Annotated in this window: 17 protein-coding genes and 1 pseudogene; 11 read left to right on the forward strand and 7 right to left on the reverse strand. The window is 54.6% G+C overall.

The features are described 5' to 3' along the window. Positions 1-45 precede the first annotated feature (45 nt). A complete protein-coding gene (pruA, locus tag EZM41_RS06440; RefSeq protein ID WP_198470306.1) occupies positions 46-1,677 on the forward strand; it encodes an L-glutamate gamma-semialdehyde dehydrogenase in 1,632 nt (543 codons plus the stop codon). Between the two features lie 153 nt (positions 1,678-1,830). Here the strand turns inward: pruA and EZM41_RS06445 are convergent, their stop codons facing one another. The 5 genes from EZM41_RS06445 to thiE form a co-directional block, all read right to left on the reverse strand. Further along, on the reverse strand, positions 1,831-3,000 hold the full coding sequence (locus EZM41_RS06445) for a M20 family metallopeptidase (RefSeq protein ID WP_198470307.1): 1,170 nt from the start codon (positions 2,998-3,000) through the stop codon (positions 1,831-1,833). A gap of 79 nt (positions 3,001-3,079) precedes the next feature. After that, a complete protein-coding gene (locus EZM41_RS06450; protein WP_198470308.1) occupies positions 3,080-3,769 on the reverse strand; it encodes a hypothetical protein in 690 nt (229 codons plus the stop codon). 12 nt (positions 3,770-3,781) lie between these two features. After that, positions 3,782-4,483, reverse strand: coding sequence for a DUF5058 family protein (locus EZM41_RS06455; protein ID WP_198470309.1), 702 nt, complete (start codon positions 4,481-4,483; stop codon positions 3,782-3,784). A 202-nt stretch (positions 4,484-4,685) separates the two neighbouring features. Continuing rightward, positions 4,686-5,486 (reverse strand): hypothetical protein, encoded by an 801-nt coding sequence (locus EZM41_RS06460; protein WP_198470310.1) that lies wholly within the window; start codon positions 5,484-5,486, stop codon positions 4,686-4,688. A gap of 5 nt (positions 5,487-5,491) precedes the next feature. Then, positions 5,492-6,148 carry a thiamine phosphate synthase gene (gene thiE, locus EZM41_RS06465; RefSeq protein WP_198470311.1) on the reverse strand — a complete coding sequence of 219 codons (657 nt, stop codon included), beginning with the start codon at positions 6,146-6,148 and terminating at the stop codon, positions 5,492-5,494. A 123-nt stretch (positions 6,149-6,271) separates the two neighbouring features. Here thiE and EZM41_RS06470 point away from each other — a divergent pair, with 123 nt between their 5' ends. Continuing rightward, entirely contained in the window at positions 6,272-7,360 is a 1,089-nt protein-coding gene (locus EZM41_RS06470; RefSeq protein WP_198470312.1) for an outer membrane protein assembly factor BamB family protein, read from the forward strand. Positions 7,361-7,532: 172 nt separating this feature from the next. Continuing rightward, positions 7,533-8,378: a UDP-2,3-diacylglucosamine diphosphatase gene (locus EZM41_RS06475; RefSeq protein WP_198470313.1), complete on the forward strand. Its 846-nt coding sequence runs from the start codon at positions 7,533-7,535 to the stop codon at positions 8,376-8,378. Positions 8,379-8,480: 102 nt separating this feature from the next. Here EZM41_RS06475 and EZM41_RS14660 read toward each other — a convergent pair. Then, a pseudogene (locus tag EZM41_RS14660) lies at positions 8,481-8,673 on the reverse strand (transposase); the annotation flags it as partial. Between the two features lie 80 nt (positions 8,674-8,753). Here EZM41_RS14660 and EZM41_RS06480 point away from each other — a divergent pair. From EZM41_RS06480 to EZM41_RS06505, 6 genes are all read left to right on the forward strand, one after another. Next, positions 8,754-9,284: a hypothetical protein gene (locus EZM41_RS06480; RefSeq protein ID WP_198470314.1), complete on the forward strand. Its 531-nt coding sequence runs from the start codon at positions 8,754-8,756 to the stop codon at positions 9,282-9,284. 196 nt (positions 9,285-9,480) lie between these two features. Then, complete coding sequence (locus EZM41_RS06485; protein ID WP_198470315.1) at positions 9,481-9,888, forward strand: hypothetical protein; 408 nt, start codon at positions 9,481-9,483, stop codon at positions 9,886-9,888. Positions 9,889-10,053: 165 nt separating this feature from the next. Next, positions 10,054-10,722, forward strand: a complete 669-nt coding sequence (locus tag EZM41_RS06490; protein ID WP_198470316.1) for a protein-L-isoaspartate(D-aspartate) O-methyltransferase — start codon at positions 10,054-10,056, stop codon at positions 10,720-10,722. An 84-nt stretch (positions 10,723-10,806) separates the two neighbouring features. Continuing rightward, positions 10,807-13,596 carry an isoleucine--tRNA ligase gene (gene ileS / locus EZM41_RS06495; protein ID WP_198470317.1) on the forward strand — a complete coding sequence of 930 codons (2,790 nt, stop codon included), beginning with the start codon at positions 10,807-10,809 and terminating at the stop codon, positions 13,594-13,596. Positions 13,597-13,614: 18 nt separating this feature from the next. Further along, entirely contained in the window at positions 13,615-13,992 is a 378-nt protein-coding gene (locus EZM41_RS06500; protein ID WP_198470318.1) for a TraR/DksA family transcriptional regulator, read from the forward strand. Next, on the forward strand, positions 13,932-14,966 hold the full coding sequence (locus EZM41_RS06505) for an RluA family pseudouridine synthase (protein ID WP_342449252.1): 1,035 nt from the start codon (positions 13,932-13,934) through the stop codon (positions 14,964-14,966). Before EZM41_RS06500 ends, EZM41_RS06505 begins: the two co-directional genes overlap by 61 nt. On the opposite strand, the gene EZM41_RS06510 is transcribed toward EZM41_RS06505, so the two are convergent. Beyond that, on the reverse strand, positions 14,896-16,569 hold the full coding sequence (locus tag EZM41_RS06510; RefSeq protein ID WP_198470319.1) for an NFACT family protein: 1,674 nt from the start codon (positions 16,567-16,569) through the stop codon (positions 14,896-14,898). The genes EZM41_RS06505 and EZM41_RS06510 overlap by 71 nt on opposite strands. Positions 16,570-16,979: 410 nt before the next feature. On the opposite strand from EZM41_RS06510, the gene lat reads away from it, so the two are divergent. Further along, a complete protein-coding gene (lat, locus tag EZM41_RS06515; RefSeq protein ID WP_198470320.1) occupies positions 16,980-18,341 on the forward strand; it encodes an L-lysine 6-transaminase in 1,362 nt (453 codons plus the stop codon). Between the two features lie 84 nt (positions 18,342-18,425). Further along, a complete protein-coding gene (locus EZM41_RS06520; RefSeq protein ID WP_198470321.1) occupies positions 18,426-19,490 on the forward strand; it encodes a DUF3084 domain-containing protein in 1,065 nt (354 codons plus the stop codon). The last annotated feature ends 5 nt before the right edge of the window (positions 19,491-19,495 follow it).

The following is a 19,495-nucleotide window of genomic DNA, read 5'->3' on the forward strand; positions in this document are numbered from 1 at the left end:
TTGAGCGTGCCGTCCTTGACCTCGGCAAGAAGGAGGTCGCGCGTAATGAACAATGCTGTGTTCCGTTTTGCGGTTCCTCGTAACGAGGAGACCCTTTCTTATGCTCCGGGATCTGTTGAGCGCATCGAGATCAAGGCAGAGTTGGATCGCCAGAGCAGTCAGAAGGTCGAGATACCTGCCATAATAGGCGGCAGGGAAGTCCGCACCGGACGCTTAGGGAAGGTAGTTATGCCGCATGATCACGGCCATGTGTTGGCCAACTATCATAAATCGGGCCAACAGGAAGTCGCGATGGCCATAGAGTCTGCCCTCAAGGCCAAAGCTGAGTGGTCCAAGTTCTCTTGGGTCGACAGGGCTTCCGTCATGCTCAAGGCGGCCGAGCTCATCAGCAAGAAGTATCGTCATATCGTCAATGCCGCAACTATGTTGGGCCAGAGCAAAAATGCATATCAAGCCGAGATAGACGCGGCTTGCGAAAGCGCGGATTTCCTGCGCTTCGGTGCATACGCCGCTTCTTATATCTATGAGTGGCAGCCGTCTTCCGGTGGCGATTGTGTTAACAGGGTGGAGTATCGCCCTCTGGAGGGGTTTGTATTTGTGGTTTCGCCCTTCAACTTTACGGCCACTGCCCTAAACTTGGTCGCCTCGGTCGTGCTCATGGGAAATGCAGTGGTTTGGAAGCCTGCCACGACATCCTTATTATCCAATTACTATCTCATGAAGGTTTTTAGGGAGGCAGGCGTTCCCGACGGGGTTATAAACTTCCTGCCCGGCAAAGGGTCGGAGATAAGCGAGGTGGTGCTCAAGCATCCGAATTTCGCCGGTTTGCACTTCACCGGCTCGACGGATACGTTCACCGGACTTTGGGGCAAGATAGGACAGAACCTCGCATCTTATCGCAATTATCCCAGGATCGTGGGCGAAACCGGGGGCAAAGACTTCGTTTTGGCCCATCCTTCGGCCGACGTCGAGGAGCTGGTGACTGCTCTGGTCCGCGGAGCCTTCGAATATCAGGGGCAGAAATGCTCTGCAGCATCGCGCGCTTACGTCCCGCAGTCGCTCTGGGGTAGAGTGAGAGAGCTGTTGGTGGAATGGACAGAGGGGTTGTCAATGGGCGATGTCCGTGACTTCGGGAACTTCGTCAACGCCGTTATCGACGAGAGCTCTTTCGACAAGATCATGGGCTATATAGAGAGGGCAAAGAGTTCCGCCGATGCGGAGATCCTCGCCGGCGGCTTCGGCGACAAGAGCAAGGGCTATTTTGTGCGTCCCACCGTAATTGAAGTGAAGGATCCGCATTTTGTGACCATGGAAGAGGAGATCTTCGGTCCTGTTTTGAGCGTCTATGTTTACGAAGATAGCGCGTACGAAGATGTCCTCAGACTGTGCGACGAGACCTCGCCCTATGCCCTCACCGGCGCTGTGTTCGCCAAAGATCGAGATGCCATAGCGAAAGCGTATGATACCCTGCGTTATGCGGCGGGCAACTTCTACATCAACGACAAGCCTACCGGGGCTGTGGTGGGGCAACAGCCCTTTGGGGGTGCCAGGGCCTCGGGCACCAACGACAAGGCCGGAACCCACTTTAATCTCATGCGTTGGGTGAGTCCGAGGACTATAAAAGAAAACCTACTGCCGCCTTCTCATTGGAGTTACCCCTTTCTCCAATCAGATTAGCAGTAAATGGCAATTATCGAAATCGCTTTTAAATAACTTACATAAAACTGTTTTGTAAGTGATTGATTAAAGTAGAGTTTTAGGTGTTTTGGGTGGGAAGAGAGAAGATCAATTTTTAGTTCTTTTTCCCACCCTTATTTTGTATTGTGAACATTACGTGAGGAGCGCCGCAGCCACAGCTGCAAAGACGCGGGCGGATGTCGCCATCTTGGAGATCTCCACGTATTCGTCGGGTTGATGCGCCAACTTTGGATCGCCGGGGCCGAATATGATAGTGGGCACGCCCATGGATGGGACGAAGACGGCTGCTTCCGTGGCGAACGGAGCCTTGCCGACCTTCACGCCAGGGGCTACGCTTTGGGCTACCTCCAAGAAGCGCTTTACCACCGGTTCTTCGGGTGAGGTGTCGGCTGGCGGCAGGTCGTTGTTTATCTTTACAGAGGCCTTAAAACCGGGGAGTTTTGCCTCCAGCTTCTTGACGATTCCCTCAAGTTGAGACAAAAGCGCCTTGTGGTCTTGTCCCGGAACGGTGCGCATGTCGACTGTGGCCACGCACTTGTCGGGGACTACGTTGGTCTTAACGCCGCCGTTTATGGTGTTTATGCTCATGGAGAATCGTCCCGCCACGGGGTGCGGCTCATATGGAATCTCACTTTTTTCCAACTCAAGGAGGAGAGCCATCATGTCTTTGATGGCGTTATGTCCGAGCTCTGGCGTAGAACCGTGGGCGGTTTTTCCGTAGGTGGTGAACTCTGGCCAGAAGACCCCTCGCTCCGTCAACACCACTTCGTTATCTGTGGGTTCGGCTATGATTATGGCTTGGGCTTTCGCCAAATCCTTCCTGCTCGTCAGGCTTTTTGCCCCCATCATGTCCAATTCTTCCCCAGACGTGGCCAAAAAGATGAGATCTCCTTTCAGTGGCAAGCCTGAAGTGGCGACGGCCTTGGCCGCGGTCAACATAGCCGCGATGCCGCTCTTCATATCGGAGCTCCCCCTACCCCAGACTTTTCCCTCCGATATTTCGCCGCCGAAAGGGGGATGTTTCCAATCTTGAGCTCCCGCGGGGACCACATCCAGATGGCCGTTGAAAGCAAGCGGAGGAAGCTCATCGCTTCCCTTAAGGTGCGCCACGAGCGTGGCCCTGCTTTCGCCGTGCGGCACGAACTCCGCTTCGAAGCCCAAGCCTTCAAGATAACGGGCCACCCATTCAGCGGCGGCGCGCTCGTTTCCTGGCGGGTTTGTTGTATCGAAACGGATCAGCTCTGCGCACAGCCTCGCTAGCTCATCCTCTGAAATTTTAGAAAACAATCCTCCGTATTCCATGTAAAATCCCTCCTCGTCTTCAAGGCTTAAAATTAGGGTAGAGCGAGCGGCAAGAGCCGCTCGCTTAAACAAAGCAAAACTACGCCTCGATCTTGAGGAAGCGGAGCATGGCCCAACCTACGACCATCGTCCCCAAAACGCATATGACCAAAGCCCATGCGGAGTGCACTTTGTAGAGTATGGGCACCAAGGCCAAAACGAAGGCAAAGGGAGCGTATTTCCAGCCTCGCAGTATGAACTGTCCCCACACAGAGCCGAATACGGCTGGCAACAGGAAGCGATTGAAGGCGTCCAGGAGCCAGGCGGGGAAGAACTGCTGAATCTGGTTTATGAGGAGCGCTCCGAAAAATATGGCCGGCACGCTGACGAAGACAGAAACCGTCACGCCGACAGCTGCAACTAACTCTCCCTCCATGGTTCCTTCTTTTACTCCTGCCACCTCCTGCGCAACTGCGGCGCATGGGACGCGCAGGTTCGAGCCATTTCCTATTGTACCGCATAGATACCAGCCGGCGTTGCCCACGATGGGGTAGTATGCTATCGGCTCGCTGATATAGAAGGGAATGGCGTAGGTCATAGCTAAGCCAAAGCCCGTCAATATCGTCTGCCAATCTGGGAAGACGCCTGTGATGAAGTAGAGCCATATGCTGGGCAGAAAGAGTGCCAAAAAGATGAGAGTAGATGTAATTGTGCCAACTCTGTGAATTGGCTTGAGATAATCCCTTTCGAACGCTACTGGATCGACATGCCACTCTCTAATGGTTGCCATGGCCATCTCCTCCTAACCGGCGTAAAGCTTGCCCGCGATCATGCCCACGAACATGGCTATGCCCAGGGCCCACTCCTTGAAGTGCGGCCGCTTCATCCAATCGGCGAGTTTAAAGAGGAACATGGACGAAAGCAACGATACGACCACTGCTACGAGGAAGCCGTTGCCCTTAATGGCGTTGCTCACCGAATAATAGCTGAAGACGGCCACCATGCCGCAGGCTGCGATGACCGCCAAGAGCTTCGGGTCACCGCCGGTGAGCTTTTCCCTGACCTTGCCGAGATAGCGCGTAAATATCGCCTCTACGGACCATCCCCAACCGGCTATGTTCATTATGAATATGGCTGCAGCGAAACCCTTTATGGTAAAGCTGGGATCGCCGAACTTCTCTCCCGCAGCTATGGCTGCGTTTGAAGCCTGCACCAATTCCGTAAATACCGAGCCCACGCCCACGCCCTCGCGCTGAAACGCGAGGCCGGGGCTTATTGCCACCGCCAGGGCTATCATGATAAAGATATTTGACAATACCGGCCCTATAGCGGTGATTACTGCACCGCGCACCATAGAACGCGTCTCTTCTTTGGGGACCCCGCTATCGTGCATGAACGAGACGGCTCTTTTATAAAAGTAATATGCCATATATAAACCGAGCCCCGAGGTGATGCCCCCGCATATCCATATCCATAAGCCGTTAGCAACTTCTTTCCAATCCACGGTTTCCACCTCCCACTCTCTTCTCTCTTTCGATCAAACTGCCTCTTGGACTGTGTGTTAAGCTACTTCATCGCATCCCTCCTTTGATCGCCCCATGGCCAAAGACGCGCTCTCGCCTGCGCGCAATTGTATTTATTTTACATTGAGGCTATATATATGAAAACAATACAAATCACCTTCCGATAAGAGTCTGCCTATGCTGTTAAAGCGCGAACCATTGAGAGCGTTTCAAGCCTATATATTTCTCAGAGAGTATGTTTAGGGGCTTGGTCAAAAGCTGGAAGTTGTCGGCCACCCTTTCTAAGAATCCCTCTTTGTCGAAGCGCTCGGCCGCCGGATGTTGGGCTGCTTTTTTGTAGTAGTGTATGCCCAGCCTTGAATATTCTTCCAAACCCAGGCCTTCCCTGGCTTGCCGCCCCGTTTTTTCTTTCCTCACGTGATCGGGCAGGATGCCGACCACAAAAAGGCAGAGATCGCCTATGCGATGATAAAGGGGATAGCATTCTCCTTTGGGCAGAAGCTCGGTGATGAAAAGCAGGCTCTCCAAGTCGAGCGCGTTGAAGGGTATGGCCTTTATCTTGCCTCCCATCCGGAAGACCAGGAATCCTCTTTCAACCCTTGTAAAGGCTGCGAGCAGTTCGGCGAGATAGTTTATGATCTTCGAGTCGTTCAGTAGATTGTTCAGGCGGCTCACATCGAAAACGGCCACTCGTTCTCTTCCTACGAGCTCGAGGGTGTGAGTGCGCCCTTTCAGCTCTCGCCTCACATGCCGTAAGAGTATGCTGAACAAAAGATAAGGCGAGATGAGGAGGATCTCATCTTGTTGTTCCTCTAATTTAGACAGAAGCTTGGGATCGTCCAGCATGAGTTCAATGAGATCCTCTTTGTCGCAAATGATCCTTTTGACTTCCTCGTGATCGTTTCTTTTGTCCGCCACGGCTTTCACCAAGAAATCCAAATCGCGCTCTAAGAGACGATGAGCGATTTCTCCGCCAAATGCCATTTGCCTCACCTCTTATGTATTTCCCTCTCAGAAAGGGCAGAATCCACCGTGCGCCTCAACGATCTCGCCGCGGCTTCGATATCCTCTTGCGAAACTACGGCTGAGATCACGGATATGCCGCAAGCCCCTTCGGCGATGACCTCTCTTGCGTTTTTGGCGTCTATGCCGCCTATAGCAACGACGGGGAGCTTCGTCGATTTCACAACCCGCCTGAACCCTTCGATGCCTATCGTGTGGGCATCCCCTTTGCTTCCCGTAGGGTAAACCGCACCCGCGCCGAGGTAATCGGCACCATCCCTTTCGGCCTTGAGCGCCTCTTCTGGTGTGTGGGCCGAAGCGCCAATGATGAAGCCCGGGGGGACGATCCGTCTGGCTGCCGATACCGGCAGATCCTCCTGGCCCAAATGAACGCCGTCGCAATCGGCGGCCAGTGCCACGTCCAGCCTGTCGTTTACGATGAAGAGCGCGCCGTATTCGCTGCACAGAGCCTTCATCCTGACGGCGAGTTCGTAGAGATCTCTTCCGGGTAGCTCCTTATCGCGGAGCTGTATCGCCGTCGCGCCGCCGGCGAGCGCCGAGCGCGCCTGCGTCAATAGATCGCGCCCCTTTCCCATCTTTCTGTCAGGGATAACGTATAAAGCCAGCGAGCGCCTCAGCTCCATAGTCTTGCCTCCTATTTTTTTAAGCATTTTAACGGGTGTTAAAATATGCACAAATACCGTATATATTATAATGATAACGTGGCAAGATTAAACACATAGATATTTCATAGGGGGTGAACGATCATGAGGAGAGCCTTTGCGGCATCGTTGTGCGCCCTGCTTATAGTTTTGGGCGCCTCTTACGCGGAAGGAGCCGTGTGGTACTCCAGGGGTGATCAGTACAACAGCGGTAACTTCAACGTCAAGTTGCTTCCTCGTGGAACGCTGGCATGGAAGCTCGAGACGGGGAGCAAGATCGTGGGTGCACCGCTCGTGGTGGGCAGCACGGCATATGTGGGGAATATGGATGGCCGCATCTTCGCCGTAGACGTCAACACGGGAGGCGTGCGCTGGACATATCAGGCAGACGGTTCCATCATGGCCGCTCCGTCGGCGTTGGACAATATAATCTTCTTCGGCACCTTTGAAGGCACGCTATATGCCTTAGACAGAGGGAATGGCACGCCTCTTTGGACGTTTAAGACGGACGGTCCAATCCTCGCCTCACCTCTCGCTTTGGGGGAAAAGGTTTACGTCGGAGCCTACGACGGCAGCATCTATGCCTTGAACGTGCGCAGCGGTGCCCTGTTGTGGAACGTTCAGAGCCCGAGGGGCTTTGAATGCGCTCCGGCTATGGCCGAGGGGGTGCTCCTGGTAGGCGGTGTAGATGGCCGATTTCACGCTTTAGACCCCAAGAACGGGGTTGAGCTCTGGGGAGGCAATGCGGAGGGTTCCATCAGAGGTTCGCCTGCCTACGGTGACGGGCGAGTTCATTATGCCACCGACAACGGATACGCTCACGCGATCCGCTTGAAGGGCGTCGTGCCGCTATGGCATACCAGAGTGAACGCACCTATAGGATCTTCCCCGGCCTATGCGCAAGGGGAGATGTATCTTGGAGGGTTGGACGGTAAGTTGTATGTTTTGAACGCCGCCACCGGTCAAATATTGTGGGCTTTCTCCACAGGAGGGCCTGTTTCGTCGTCGCCGGCGCATGCCAACGGAGTGGTGTTCTTTGGCAGCTCCGATCATCGCTTTTATGCCGTGGATACAAAATCGAAAGCGGCGCTGTGGAGCTTCGAAGCCGACGATGAAATCGTCTCGGACCCAGCCGTTGCGGAAGGGCGTGTGCTCTTCGGCACGCTGAAGGGTACGCTCTACGCATTGCGTTAAAGTCATCGCTATCGCCTGAGGGTCGGGCGGCCTGACGCACGGGCCGCCCTTTATTGGTTCGGCTCTTTCGTGACTAATTTGTAACGCAATTGTCGTTTTTCTGTTACGGATTAGATTTAGTATATGATGCAAATGCCGCTCGGTGTCGCGCACGCCAGAAGGAGGTTATGGCATGGGGTCTTTCTTCCGTTCCGTCTTTATCTCCGATGCTCATTTGGGGAGTAGGTGGTGTCGGGCGCAGAATTTGGCCTCATTTTTGGCCTACACCGAGTGCGAGAACCTGTATTTGGTCGGAGATATTCTCGAAGGTGCCAAGGTCACGCGGACATCTTCGTGGCCTCGCGCGCAGATAGAGGTGTTCAATCAGATACGCTTAAAATCCGCCGAGGGGCGGGTCGTTTACCTTCCCGGGAACCATGACCACTGCATGAAAGATTTTATAGGGCAGCAGTTCGGCAATATAGAGGTGGCACCTTACGCCGTTCACGAGACCGCTGGCGGCGTGCGCATGCTCGTTTTGCACGGCGACCAGTTCGATAAAGTGGTGGAGTTGAGCCCGTGGGTCACCGTCTTGGGGGACTTGGCCTACGAGGGGGCACTATGGCTGAACTTGTGGCTGAACGGGCTTCGTTCCTGGTTGGGCATGGGCTATTGGCCGCTTTCGCAATTTTTGAAACATAAAGTCAAAGATTTTATACAGATACTTTCGGCGTTTGAGAGCGTCCTTCAGCATGAAGCGTGGAAGCGCCACTGCGACGGGGTTATATGTGGTCATATCCATAAGCCGGCCATTCGAAAGATAGGGGAAATCCTTTACGTAAATTGCGGCGACTGGGTTGAAAGCTGCTCGGCCGTGGTTGAGCACGAAGATGGCAGGTTGGAGGTATTGTATTGGCATGACATGGAGAAACCATCGCTTTACATACCTTACGCTCGCTACAAGGTGATCTATCCTCCCTTTTCCGAACCCATACCGGCAGGCCTTGTGGCGATGCTCTCCCAGCAGGATACCGCGTAAAAGCGCGCTACCGCATCGTTGCTTTACCTCGAGTCTTGTCTCACAGCAGATATTAACAAGCCTTTCCGCTTTAGGCTGATTATCCATCGTGTCGGCTCTATTTCAAACAGTGTGGAAACATTCCGGTGGCAAGAATCCCAACAATATCTTCCTCGCATAGACCGTTACGTCCCGTAGGCCAAAGGAGAGGCGCTTGAGCATCTTTATTTTGGTATTGCAGCCCTCTTTCGAAGGCATTGGTGGTCCTGTTGTCGAAGTAGTTCAGGATCGGCTGTCGCCACCGTTTTAGGGTATTGCATCGTGTTATTGACAATCTCTGCCTAAAATATCTATTATATTGCTTGAGCACGGTAGGCCTCGGGGGAGATGGAGAGCGTGAAGATAGAGCTTTTCCATGGATCATCAGAAGGACGGATGGTTCCCGCGCAAAAGGTTAAGCTCTTAGCGCCGCAAGAGGCGAAGCCTTCTGCGGACTTAGAGCGCAACCCGCGAGGCGAGAAAGTTTCGGCAAATCCGAAGGAAGAAAAGAACGAGGCCGAATTCCTCCCGGAAAGGGTCAAAAAGCGGCTCGGGTTGGAGCCGTGTAAGACCTGTCAGAACCGCCGCTATCAGGATGCCTCAAACGACCCGGGCGTATCGTTTAAGAGCCCAACCGTCGTTTCCCCCCAGGCAGCTCCGGCTTTGGTGCGTGCTCACGAAGGCGAGCATGTGCGCCGCGAGCAAGCGCGTGCCGAGGGAGAAGACCGCCGCGTCGTATACCAATATGTGCAGCTCCAAACGAGCATATGTCCGGAGTGCGGCAGAGTGTATGTCTCCGGGGGCAAAGCCGTTACGGCCACAGCTCCCCGGGCCGAAACACCCTACAGCGCTGCGCGGCAGGATGCCTCAATAGAGTTTTTGGCTTGAGCGCCTTTATCCCTTCCATGACATAGTCCGAATTTCATAGAAATTGAACCGCCATTCTGACTTTGCCATAAGGCGAGCAAAATGTGCGAGCCGTGGGTGGAGCTGCGTCGCTTGTCTCTTCGGGAACGAAAACCACGAGGGCGAACTTGCCATGTTATAATGAACGAAAACGGCACAGTATGAGGAGGGGTTGACCATGAGGCGTATTTTTAAGGCGATGGTGCTGGTCGTGGCGTTGGCATTACTGGCGCTCGTCGCTTCGGCTGGCGTGGCGCAGGAGGAGTCGGCTGACACGCGCATATCCATAGCGCCGCTTTTCGTAGACGGTAAGATTGTAGAAGACAATGTGGTTTATGTGAATGCTGTTTACATTGAAGGAGCAGTGACATCAAAAACTGGCATTGTTTCGCTTCGATGGAGGAACGACCGCGGTGGGAACGGAGACGTGCGGCTTTACGTGGGCAAGCTCGGCGAAGCCAATTTAAACGGCAAGTGGTATGTGCCGCGCGTACCCTTGGCTTTGGGCATAAATACAATTACCATCGAAGCGGTGAACCTGAACGGCGAAATCTTCTCTAAACAGGTGGTAATAGATCGGCGGTAGAACCTCAAACGTAGCATTGCGTAAGAGTGAAGCGGACCCGACTTTCATGCGATAGGAACGAGCAACTTTTGTTCCTAAGTAGCAGTAGTTTTTATCGTAGCTTCGAGCGTTTGAGTTCTTCGTAAATGACAGAAAAGCAACGTTATCAATTTGTTTAAGGATAAAATGGTGAAGGGATTTTTAGACTGGGAAGAGCACGCAAAAGAAATGACGGAGGCTCAAATCGCGTCGAGGGGCATAAGGGATAAGGCCCTGTTAGAGGCGATGACGAGGGTGCCTCGTCATCTTTTTGTACCGGAGGAACTGCGGCATCAGGCCTTCGACGATATGCCTCTGCCGATAGGGGCGGGCCAGACGATATCTCAGCCTTATATGGTGGCCAAGATGACGCTCCTTTTGGCTCCGAAGACGGGAGACAAGATATTGGAGATCGGCACAGGTTCGGGCTACCAGGCGGCGGTGTTGGCGGAGTTGGGTGCGCGCGTCTGGAGCGTCGAGAGAATTCCGGCCCTGGCGGAACGCGCCAGAGAGGTTTTGTGCGATCTCGGATACGGCGATCGTGTGACGGTCATCTGCGGCGACGGAAGGCTCGGATATCCCGAAGCTGCACCTTACGATGGCCTCATCGTCACTGCGGCGGCTTCTGTGGTGGAGCCGGCCTGGAAGGAGCAGTTGGTAGAGGGCGGCAGGTTGGTGGTTCCCTTGGCCCAGGGAATTTGGGGAGAGCGGCTTCTGCTCTGTGTGAAAAAGGCTCACGGCTTTGAGGAGTCGTATCACGACTATTGCCGCTTCGTGCCATTGCTGCCAGGCGTCGCTGACGGGAAGGACGATTGAAGCCATGTTGTATAATGGCATACATAAGCCTTTGGGCTTTGCGTGGGGACAACCCGTTTTAGTTGCGATCGAGGAGGATGTATCATGCCAAACGATTACAAAGAGACCTTAAACCTGCCCAAGAGCACATTCCCGATGCGGGCAGCGTTGGCGAAAAAAGAGCCCGAACTGTTGAAGTTTTGGAGCGACGTCGGCCTTTATCAAAAGCTCATGGATAGGGCAAAAGACTCCACGCCATTTATCCTCCACGACGGGCCGCCCTACGCTAACGGCAACATCCACATAGGGACCGCTTTCAACAAGATACTCAAAGACTTCATTCCCAAATACAAGTGGATGCGCGGTTATCGGGCGCATTACGTCCCGGGGTGGGATACTCATGGGTTGCCGATCGAACTCAGGGTCTTGAAAGATGCCAACTTGACAAAGGACTCGATCGAAGCGGTCGAGCTGAGAAGGCGCTGTAAGGCCTATGCCCTGCACTATATCGACGTCCAGAGGGAGGAATTCAAAAGGCTGGGCGTATTGGGCGATTGGGAGCACCCTTATATAACGCTCTTGCCTAAGTATGAGGCGGCGGAGCTGAATGTGTTGGCCGACATGATAGAGAAGGGATTGGTATACAGGGGCTTGAAATCCGTCTTCTGGTGCACCGACTGCCAGACCGCCCTGGCCGCCGCCGAGATCGAATATGAAGACATCGCATCTCCCTCCATATACGTGGCCTATCCGATCCTCGCGGAGCTTCCGCTCCCCTCGGATGTGAAACCCTTTGTGATAATTTGGACCACGACACCGTGGACACTTCCGGCGAGTCTGGCCGTCGCCATACATCCTTCATACGATTACGCCTTTTACAGAGTCGGCGACAGGGCATATCTGGTGGCCAAAGAATTGGCCCCACTGGTGGAGAAAGAGACAGGGTTACGCTTTGAAGAGGTGCTGCTCGAGCGCAAAGGCAAGGAGCTCGAAGGTTTAACGGCGGGGCATCCATTCTACGAAGATCGGGTTGTGCCGTTGGTCCTGGCGGATTACGTGTTGCTCGATCAGGGGACGGGATGTGTCCACACAGCTCCGGGCCACGGCGTCGAGGACTTTGAGACCGGCGTGCGGTATGACCTTCCCATATTGAATCCCGTCGACGAGAAGGGGTTTTTCCTGCCCGACACGCCGTTGGTGGGGGGGCTTTCTCTGGAAGAGGCAGAGGAGAAGATCCTTCGAGCGTTGAAAGAGAGAGGGAGGCTTTTGGGGAGATCCAAGATCGTCCATTCTTACCCCCATTGCTGGCGGTGCAAGAGGCCAGTAATATACAGGGCTACCGAGCAATACTTCGTGGCAGTCTCGGCCTTCAGGGATCGGGCGCTGAAATCCATCGACGAGGTCAAATGGATCCCCGAATGGGGTCGGGAGAGGATTTGGAACATGGTCAAAGAGCGATCAGACTGGTGCATAAGCAGACAGCGCATTTGGGGCGTTCCGATCCCAGCCTTTCACTGCGAAGATTGCGGCGAGTTGATCTTATCGGCTCCATATGTCCGCAAGGTTAGCGAGAAAGTGGCTCTTCGCGGGACAGACGTGTGGTGGGAGGAATCGCCCGAGGAATTGTTGGGAAGCCTGTGTAAGTGTCCGAAGTGCGGCAGCAGTCGCCTGAGGAAGGAAACGGATATCTTAGATGTCTGGTTCGACTCAGGCTCGAGCCATGCGGCTGTGCTTGAAGCGAGGCCCGACTTGCGCTGGCCGGCCGATATGTACCTCGAGGGCAGCGATCAGCACAGAGGATATTTTCAGACATCCCTTCTCACGTCCGTGGCTACAAAAGGGCGCGCTCCCTATGACTCGGTCCTCACCCACGGCTTCATAGTTGACGGAGAAGGGCGGAAGATGTCCAAGTCGCTGGGCAACGTGGTCAACCCGCAGGACATTATCGGCCAGCACGGTGCCGATGTCCTGCGGCTGTGGGTCGCGTCTACCGATTATCGCAATGATGTGAGGATCTCCGATACCATACTGAACAACTTGATCGAATCGTATAGGCGCATCCGCAACACGATCCGCTTTATGTTGGGCAATCTCTTCGACTTCGATCCGAAAGAAGACAGCGTCTCGGCTCGCGATATGGAGGAGATCGACAGGTGGATCCTCTCCCGCCTGCAGCGGGTGATCGATCGGGTTACGAGGGGTTTTGAGGATTACGAGTTTCACGTGCCGACCTTCACAATACATCAGTTCTGCGTCAACGACCTTTCGGCCTTCTACTTGGACGTGAGCAAGGATCGCCTCTACGTGAATGCGCCTTGCGACCACTCCAGGAGGAGTTGCCAAACCGCCCTCTGGGTTATCCTTCGCTCCCTGCTCGAAATGCTTTCGCCGATCTTGAGCTTCACGGCAGAAGAGGCGTGGCAGTGCCTCCGCAGCATCGACGGTTCGCTTCCGGAGAGCGTCTTTTTGAGTTCGTGGCCCGAAATTGACCGCGAACTCGAAGATCCGTCGCTTGAGGAGAAGTGGCAACGCATTCTGACCGTGCGAGGAGCTGTCAGCAAGGTCCTTGAAGAGGCGCGCTCGAAGGGGCTTATAGGTCAGTCCTTAGAGGCATCGGTGGGTATCGAAAGAGCCGAAGAATTTGAAGATATGGCCAGCCTGGACGGCGCCCTGTGGGAGATGGTCTGCATCGTATCGCGCTTCGAATGGGTGGAGGGCGCTGTCGCGGGAGACGTGATCGGTAGAGACGAGGACACCGGCTTGGTGATCGGCGTGAGCAGGGCGCCTGGCGGCAAGTGCCCTCGTTGTTGGAAATATTCCACTTATCTGTCGCCTGACGGGCTCTGCCCTCGATGCGAAGCGGTGCTCGAGTCGCTTTCGAGTTCGAGGACGTAAGGCAGCGAGGAAGCCGTGATGGAGGAGTTTTTGTTAAATCTCAAAGCCAAGCTTGAGCGGGAGGCCAGCGATATAGCTTCGCTGCTGGACTCTATGGCCGAAGAGGGCGGGGCGAGTTCGGCGGTTGAGATGGCTCGCGCTACTCATAACCACCCAGCCGACTCCGCCTTAGGCCTCATGGAGAAGGAGCTCGCCGTCGGGAATGTGGCCCTCTTGAAGGAGTTGCTCGAAGACATCCGCCATGCCCTGCGCAAGCTGGATGCGTGTCCCGAGAAGTTCGGCATGTGTGAACGCTGCGGCAAGCCCATCGATATAGAAAGGCTGGAAGCCAGGCCGTGGGCGAGGTATTGCGTCTCTTGCAAGCAGAAGATAGAGGCGAAAACGAAGGGCAAGTGACCTCTGCGTTTCATGAGCCTTTTTCGGAAGACCAGAACGAAGATTTTGACGAGGATGAATTCAAGGGGACGAGCGTCTCCCTTGGAGCCGCAGAAGACAACCCAAGGCTCGATCTCTTCCTCGCAAAGGAGTTGGGTGTATCTCGCTCTTACGCCAAGAGCCTCGTTATCGAGGGCAGAGTTCGCACCCTGAGAGAGGAAGCCCGCCTGAAGCCGTCGAGCAAGGTTCGGGCGGGTGCGAGTTTTGTGATATCCCTCCCGCCGCCTCGCGAGCTCGAGCTGGAGCCGGAACCCGTGGCGTTCGGCGTGGTATACGAAGACGATGACATCGCCGTGATCGACAAGCCGGCCGGGTTGGTGGTCGCTCCCGCTCCGGGCCATTGGAGGGGAACGCTGCTCCATGGCCTCCTGTATCGTTTTCCGTCTATGAGGGTTATAAACGGCACAGAGAGACCGGGCATGGTCCATCGCCTCGATGCCGGCACATCCGGCTTGATGGTGGTGGCCAAAAACCTTCATGCTCAGGGCTTCCTGATGGAGTTGTTTCGTCAGAGGAAGGTCAAAAAGGAATACATCGCCTTGGTCAAGGGATCTCTTCCCCGCAAAGAGGGGTCCGTAGACGCGCCGATAGGGAGGGACCCGAAGAACAGGTTGCGCATGGCGGTTGTCCCTCACGGCAAGCCTGCCGTTACGCGTTACGAAGTATTATGGCTTCGTCAGGGATGTTCGCTCACGATTTGCCGTCCGGTCACCGGAAGGACGCACCAGATCCGCGTCCACATGTCGTATTTGGGCTGTCCTATCGTAGGGGATATCCTCTATTCGCCTAAAAGCGACGAGCGCCTCGACCGCCCTTTCCTCCATGCGTGGCGACTTGCCTTCCCTCACCCGACGAGGGGTGAAGTTATAAACTTTCGTTCCTTCCTGCCTCCCGACCTGCGCCAATTTCTTCGAGGGAGGTTTTCCACGCCGTAGGCGATACTACGAGGCTCTTGGCGTCCGTGTAGGTGACGTGAGCCATGCTGCCCGGAATAGCTCTCACATGTTTTTTGAGCGTGTAATCAACGGTGACCTTCTCTGCGAGCCTGGCCTTGCTGTAGTAGGCGGCCAACGATGCCGCAAAGAGAAGGGCTTTTTCGCTCATCCCCCCGCCTGTGATAACGACGTGGGACCCCGGGATATCTTTGGCGTGCAGCCACATGTCGTTCGGGCGAGCGGCCTTGAAGGTGACGAACCTGTTGCCTTTGGCGTTTAAACCCACCAATATACGCCCTCCCTCCGGGAGCCTGAAGGTCAGATGCGGCGGGGTGCTCTCGACCCTACGCCCGCGTTCCTTTTTGGCGGCGATTTCGTCCAGGAGTGGCTTGACTTCGTCGGGGAATTCGAGGATCCCCAACATCTCGATCTCCTCTTCAACTTCGGCGATTTCTTTTACGAGTTTGTCCCGTTTCGCTTCGAGCGGCTTTATGTCCCTTTTGTATTTCTTAAAAAGAGAAAAATAACGCTTCGCGTTCTCTATAGCAGATTTGTCGGGGTCGAGCGGAATCTCTACAGGCCCTTCCTCCTTCCAGCCCTGAAGGGTTACCTTCTCCGTGCCTGGCGATACGCTGTCGGCATAAGCCAAAAGGATCTCTCCCCAGTAAGACCATCGCGAAGCCATATGTGTGCTTTGGATGACCCTTTCTACACCCTGCAATTTGTTGCGCAGCAGCTTGACCTTTGAGAGCATGGCTTTGCGGACGCACAGTTTTGCTTCCCCTACATAGCTTGCAAGTGTCGGCAAAAAGGTGGTTTCACGGCACGCCGATAGGGGGGATCCCGCAATAGCCCTCGCTTCGGGCAAGAGTTTCGGAAAGACCGCAAGGTAGTTGTTTATCTTCTGCACGACGAAGGCGTGGTTCCATCCTTCGTCTAACAGCGAAGATATGAGGGCGCGCCACTCCTCGGGCGAGTAAAGCTCCCAGTGCGTTTCTATGTGCCGCAAAAGGCCGGGACCGAGCCCTTTAAGCCTGCTTAAGTTTTCTCGCGTTAAGGCGACTTCCTCGAGCGTCACGCCGTCGAAGGGAGGCGGAACTTTGTACGGAAGCCCAGGAAGGAGGGATCTGTAGCGGTTTTCATCTCTGTGGACGTGTCGCGCGCACTCCACTATGCGGTCAGATTCGTCTAAAATGAGCAAGTTCGAAAACTTCCCCGTGGCTTCCAGCACCAAAGCCCTCGTCGAGGCAGCGCCGGCTCCCAGGCTCCTGCGAAAGGAGAACTTCAAAACGCGGTCGTCGCCGATCTGCTCTATGTCTTCCAGCGCGTATCCCGCTATGTGACACTTTAGCGCTTCTTTGATGGGCGGGACCTTTTTCGCCCACCCCTTTATTTCCTTCAGGTCAGAGGGGGAAATGCGGGAAAGCCCGTAAAATCTGGCATCCCAGGAGAAGAAAAGCCATTCCCTCCCAAAGCCCAGCGCGGCCCACTGATCTCCTGCCTCTGCGGATATCGCCTTGCTTCTTTTGTACGATGCGGAAAGTTCCCTCTCCCAGGCTTTTACCATCTCCGGCCCTATTGTCGCTCCGACGACTGTTGTCATCGATTCTTCCTCCACCCATTAATATGCGTCTTGCAGTGAACGATTATAGCGCTCTTAAACCCTTAATGGCCGGGTAAAGATGCCATGACGAAGGGCCTTTTAGAAGCCCTGCGCCTGCGCGCAGAGGCTAAAGACATCCGTGCCGAAAGGGCGTATACTAACCTAAAGAGATAACCTTGTTTTTCATGTCCTTTTATACTCGACGGGGATAGCCTTGAAAAATTTTAGCGGAGCAGTTCAATTTTAAATTTTAAGATAAATCGTCCGATATCGCAAAACGTGAGCCTCGCTTTATGGTAACGCCGTCTTGGCGTTCGTTTCAGCTTGACCCCTTTTCTATATGGCCTTAGAATCGAAAATAAACTGGGGCGTCTTAAAAATTTAGAGAGCTTAGTTGGGAGGTTTGAACGATGACGCAGGTCAAGTGGGGAGTAAAACCGGAGGATGTGTTCTCGATACTTGAGAAGTGGATCCTGCGAGATGGCTTCGACATAGTGATCGACATGGAGCGTTCCAAGGGCAGCCGCATCGTGGACGCCGTTACCGGTGATGAGTGGCTCGATTTTTATACATTCTTTGCCTCGGCTCCCTTCGGCATGAACCATCCGAAGTTGGCCAACGACGAATTCAAGGAGAAGATCTTCCGCGCCGCCATAAACAAGGTGGCCAACTCCGATATATATACGGTTGAGATGGCAGAATTCGTGAAGGTCTTTACCGAAGTGGCACTTCCGCCCGGTTTCGCGCATCTCTTTTTCATCGACTACGGCACGCTGGCGATCGAAAACGCCTTCAAGGTGGCTATGGACTGGAAGGTGCGTAAGCTCCTTTCGCGCGGCAAAATTTCTAAAGGCGACGCCGTATCCGGCAAAAAAGGTACAAAGGTCATTCACTTTAGAGAGGCCTTTCACGGCAGGAGCGGTTATACGCTCTCCGTGACGAACACGGCAGATCCGAGAAAACACTTCTACTTCGCCAAATACGGCTGGCCCAGGGTCATAAATCCCAAGATCGCATGGCCATTAGAGGAACATCTTTCCGTCGTGGAATGGCTTGAGTCAGTGGCTGTAAGCCAGATCGAGCAGGCCTTCTGGGACAATCCGGACGACATATGCGCCATCGTCATCGAGACCATCCAGGGCGAGGGCGGGGACAACCACTTCAGGACGGAATTCTTTAAGAAGTTGCGCAATCTGGCGGATGAGAATGAAGCCATGTTGATATTTGATGAGGTCCAGTGCGGCATGGGGATAACGGGGAAAATGTGGGCCTTCGAGCACCATGGTGTGGCGCCCGATATATTTGCCTTCGGCAAGAAATCGCAAGTCTGCGGCATCGCCGTAAGCCCGCGCGTTGACGAGGTGGACGAGAATTGCTTCCGCGTATCGAGCCGCATAAACTCGACCTGGGGAGGCAACATATGCGACATGGTTCGCGCCACGAGATATCTTGAGATATACAGGGACGACCATGTGCTCGATTACGTCTCTTCGCAGGCCGGGCCGCGACTGATGCAGGGGTTGGAGGAATTGCAGAAAGACTTTCCCGGCCTCGTCTCCAACGTCAGGGGCAAGGGGTTGATGTGCGCCTTCGACCTTCCCTCATCTCAAGTTCGTGACGCATTTTTGCAGCGCGCTCGCGAAAATAAGGTCCTCATTCTGCCCTGCGGCAGCCGCTCGATACGTTTTAGGCCTGCCCTCAACGTCTCGTTTGAGGATATGGACAGCGGCCTTGAGGCGATTCGTCGTTGCCTCGCAAAGCTCTCCGGTTGAACCGGATGTGTTCGCTAAAGGGCTGGTTGCGTCTTTGGCTTTGCGATCCACTACTTAGCCCGTAAAACATAGGAGGATGGCGGTGTGGTGAATTTTTGGTCTGAGATAAACTGGCAGCTGATCCTCTCGCTGGTCGTGATAGGTGGCTTGGTGGCCTACCTCGGCGACATAGTCGGGACGCGCATAGGAAAGCGCAGGATCTCCCTCTTCGGCTTGAGGCCTCGCCACACCTCCTCGATTATAACTGTCGTCACTGGTATTTTGATAGTAGCCGGGACATTCGTCGTGTTGGCCGCAACTTCCGAGACGGTTCATACCGCCCTATTCAGCATGAAATTCATACAACGCCAGATTTCAAGCCTCACAGAGCAGCTTCAGGAGAGCCGTCAGGAGCTTGAGGAGTTGGAAACGGAGCGGGACAGCTTGAGATCTCAAGTGGACGACCTCACCGCGAGGCGGCGCAGCCTCGAGGAAGAGGTGGCCAATCTGAAAAAAGAGGCAGAGGAGCTGCGCCGCGGTTTAGAGCAGATGCGCGAGGAGCGCATTTTGGCCTTCGCCGGCGAGCTCTTGGGACAGGTGTCGGTTGGGCCGAACGCGAGCGCAGAAGAGGTCCAGGAGGCCTTGAATGCGCTGGTGAGGCAGGTGGCCGTCATGGCTTCGCTGCGTATAGGCACAAGGCCAGAAGACGTCACCGTGGCGATTCCGGAAGATCAATGGAAAAAAACGACTGAGCAGCTCGTGGGAGCTCCCGAAAAGTATGTCATTCGCATGATCGCCGAGTCGAACCTCGTGCGAGGCGACGCCGTCCACGGCATTTTGGAGTTGCACGAGAGCCGCCTCATATACCGCAGCGGGCAAGAACTCATAAGCCACACCTTCACCGAGCCGCTATCGAGGGAGAAGGCAGAGGAAGAGCTTTTGTCGCTGCTACAACAGGTCAACAGTCGCTCTGTGGCCGACGGCATTTTGCGCGACCCATTGCGCGGCACCGTAGGTAACATCTCGGCGAGCGACTTCTTCGACGCCGTCGACGAATTGGTCGACAAAGAGCCTCCCTTCTCGGTGACGATAGAGGCGAGCGATGACATCTATACAGAGGGGCCTGTGAGGGTTAAAATAAAAGTTGAGGGGATTCCCTCTCATACTTAAGAGGA

This window comes from Acetomicrobium sp. S15 = DSM 107314 (genome assembly GCF_016125955.1).
Classification (GTDB): domain Bacteria; phylum Synergistota; class Synergistia; order Synergistales; family Thermosynergistaceae; genus Thermosynergistes; species Thermosynergistes pyruvativorans.

Coding starts and splice junctions, on each gene's coding strand:
- pruA (WP_198470306.1), top strand. CDS start 46: ATGAACAATGCTGTGTTCCGTTTTGCGGTTCCTCGTAACGAGGAGACC.
- EZM41_RS06445 (WP_198470307.1), bottom strand. CDS start 3,000: ATGGAATACGGAGGATTGTTTTCTAAAATTTCAGAGGATGAGCTAGCG.
- EZM41_RS06450 (WP_198470308.1), bottom strand. CDS start 3,769: ATGGCAACCATTAGAGAGTGGCATGTCGATCCAGTAGCGTTCGAAAGG.
- EZM41_RS06460 (WP_198470310.1), bottom strand. CDS start 5,486: ATGGCATTTGGCGGAGAAATCGCTCATCGTCTCTTAGAGCGCGATTTG.
- thiE (WP_198470311.1), bottom strand. CDS start 6,148: ATGGAGCTGAGGCGCTCGCTGGCTTTATACGTTATCCCTGACAGAAAG.
- EZM41_RS06470 (WP_198470312.1), top strand. CDS start 6,272: ATGAGGAGAGCCTTTGCGGCATCGTTGTGCGCCCTGCTTATAGTTTTG.
- EZM41_RS06475 (WP_198470313.1), top strand. CDS start 7,533: ATGGGGTCTTTCTTCCGTTCCGTCTTTATCTCCGATGCTCATTTGGGG.
- EZM41_RS06485 (WP_198470315.1), top strand. CDS start 9,481: ATGAGGCGTATTTTTAAGGCGATGGTGCTGGTCGTGGCGTTGGCATTA.
- EZM41_RS06490 (WP_198470316.1), top strand. CDS start 10,054: ATGGTGAAGGGATTTTTAGACTGGGAAGAGCACGCAAAAGAAATGACG.
- ileS (WP_198470317.1), top strand. CDS start 10,807: ATGCCAAACGATTACAAAGAGACCTTAAACCTGCCCAAGAGCACATTC.
- EZM41_RS06500 (WP_198470318.1), top strand. CDS start 13,615: ATGGAGGAGTTTTTGTTAAATCTCAAAGCCAAGCTTGAGCGGGAGGCC.
- EZM41_RS06510 (WP_198470319.1), bottom strand. CDS start 16,569: ATGACAACAGTCGTCGGAGCGACAATAGGGCCGGAGATGGTAAAAGCC.
- lat (WP_198470320.1), top strand. CDS start 16,980: ATGACGCAGGTCAAGTGGGGAGTAAAACCGGAGGATGTGTTCTCGATA.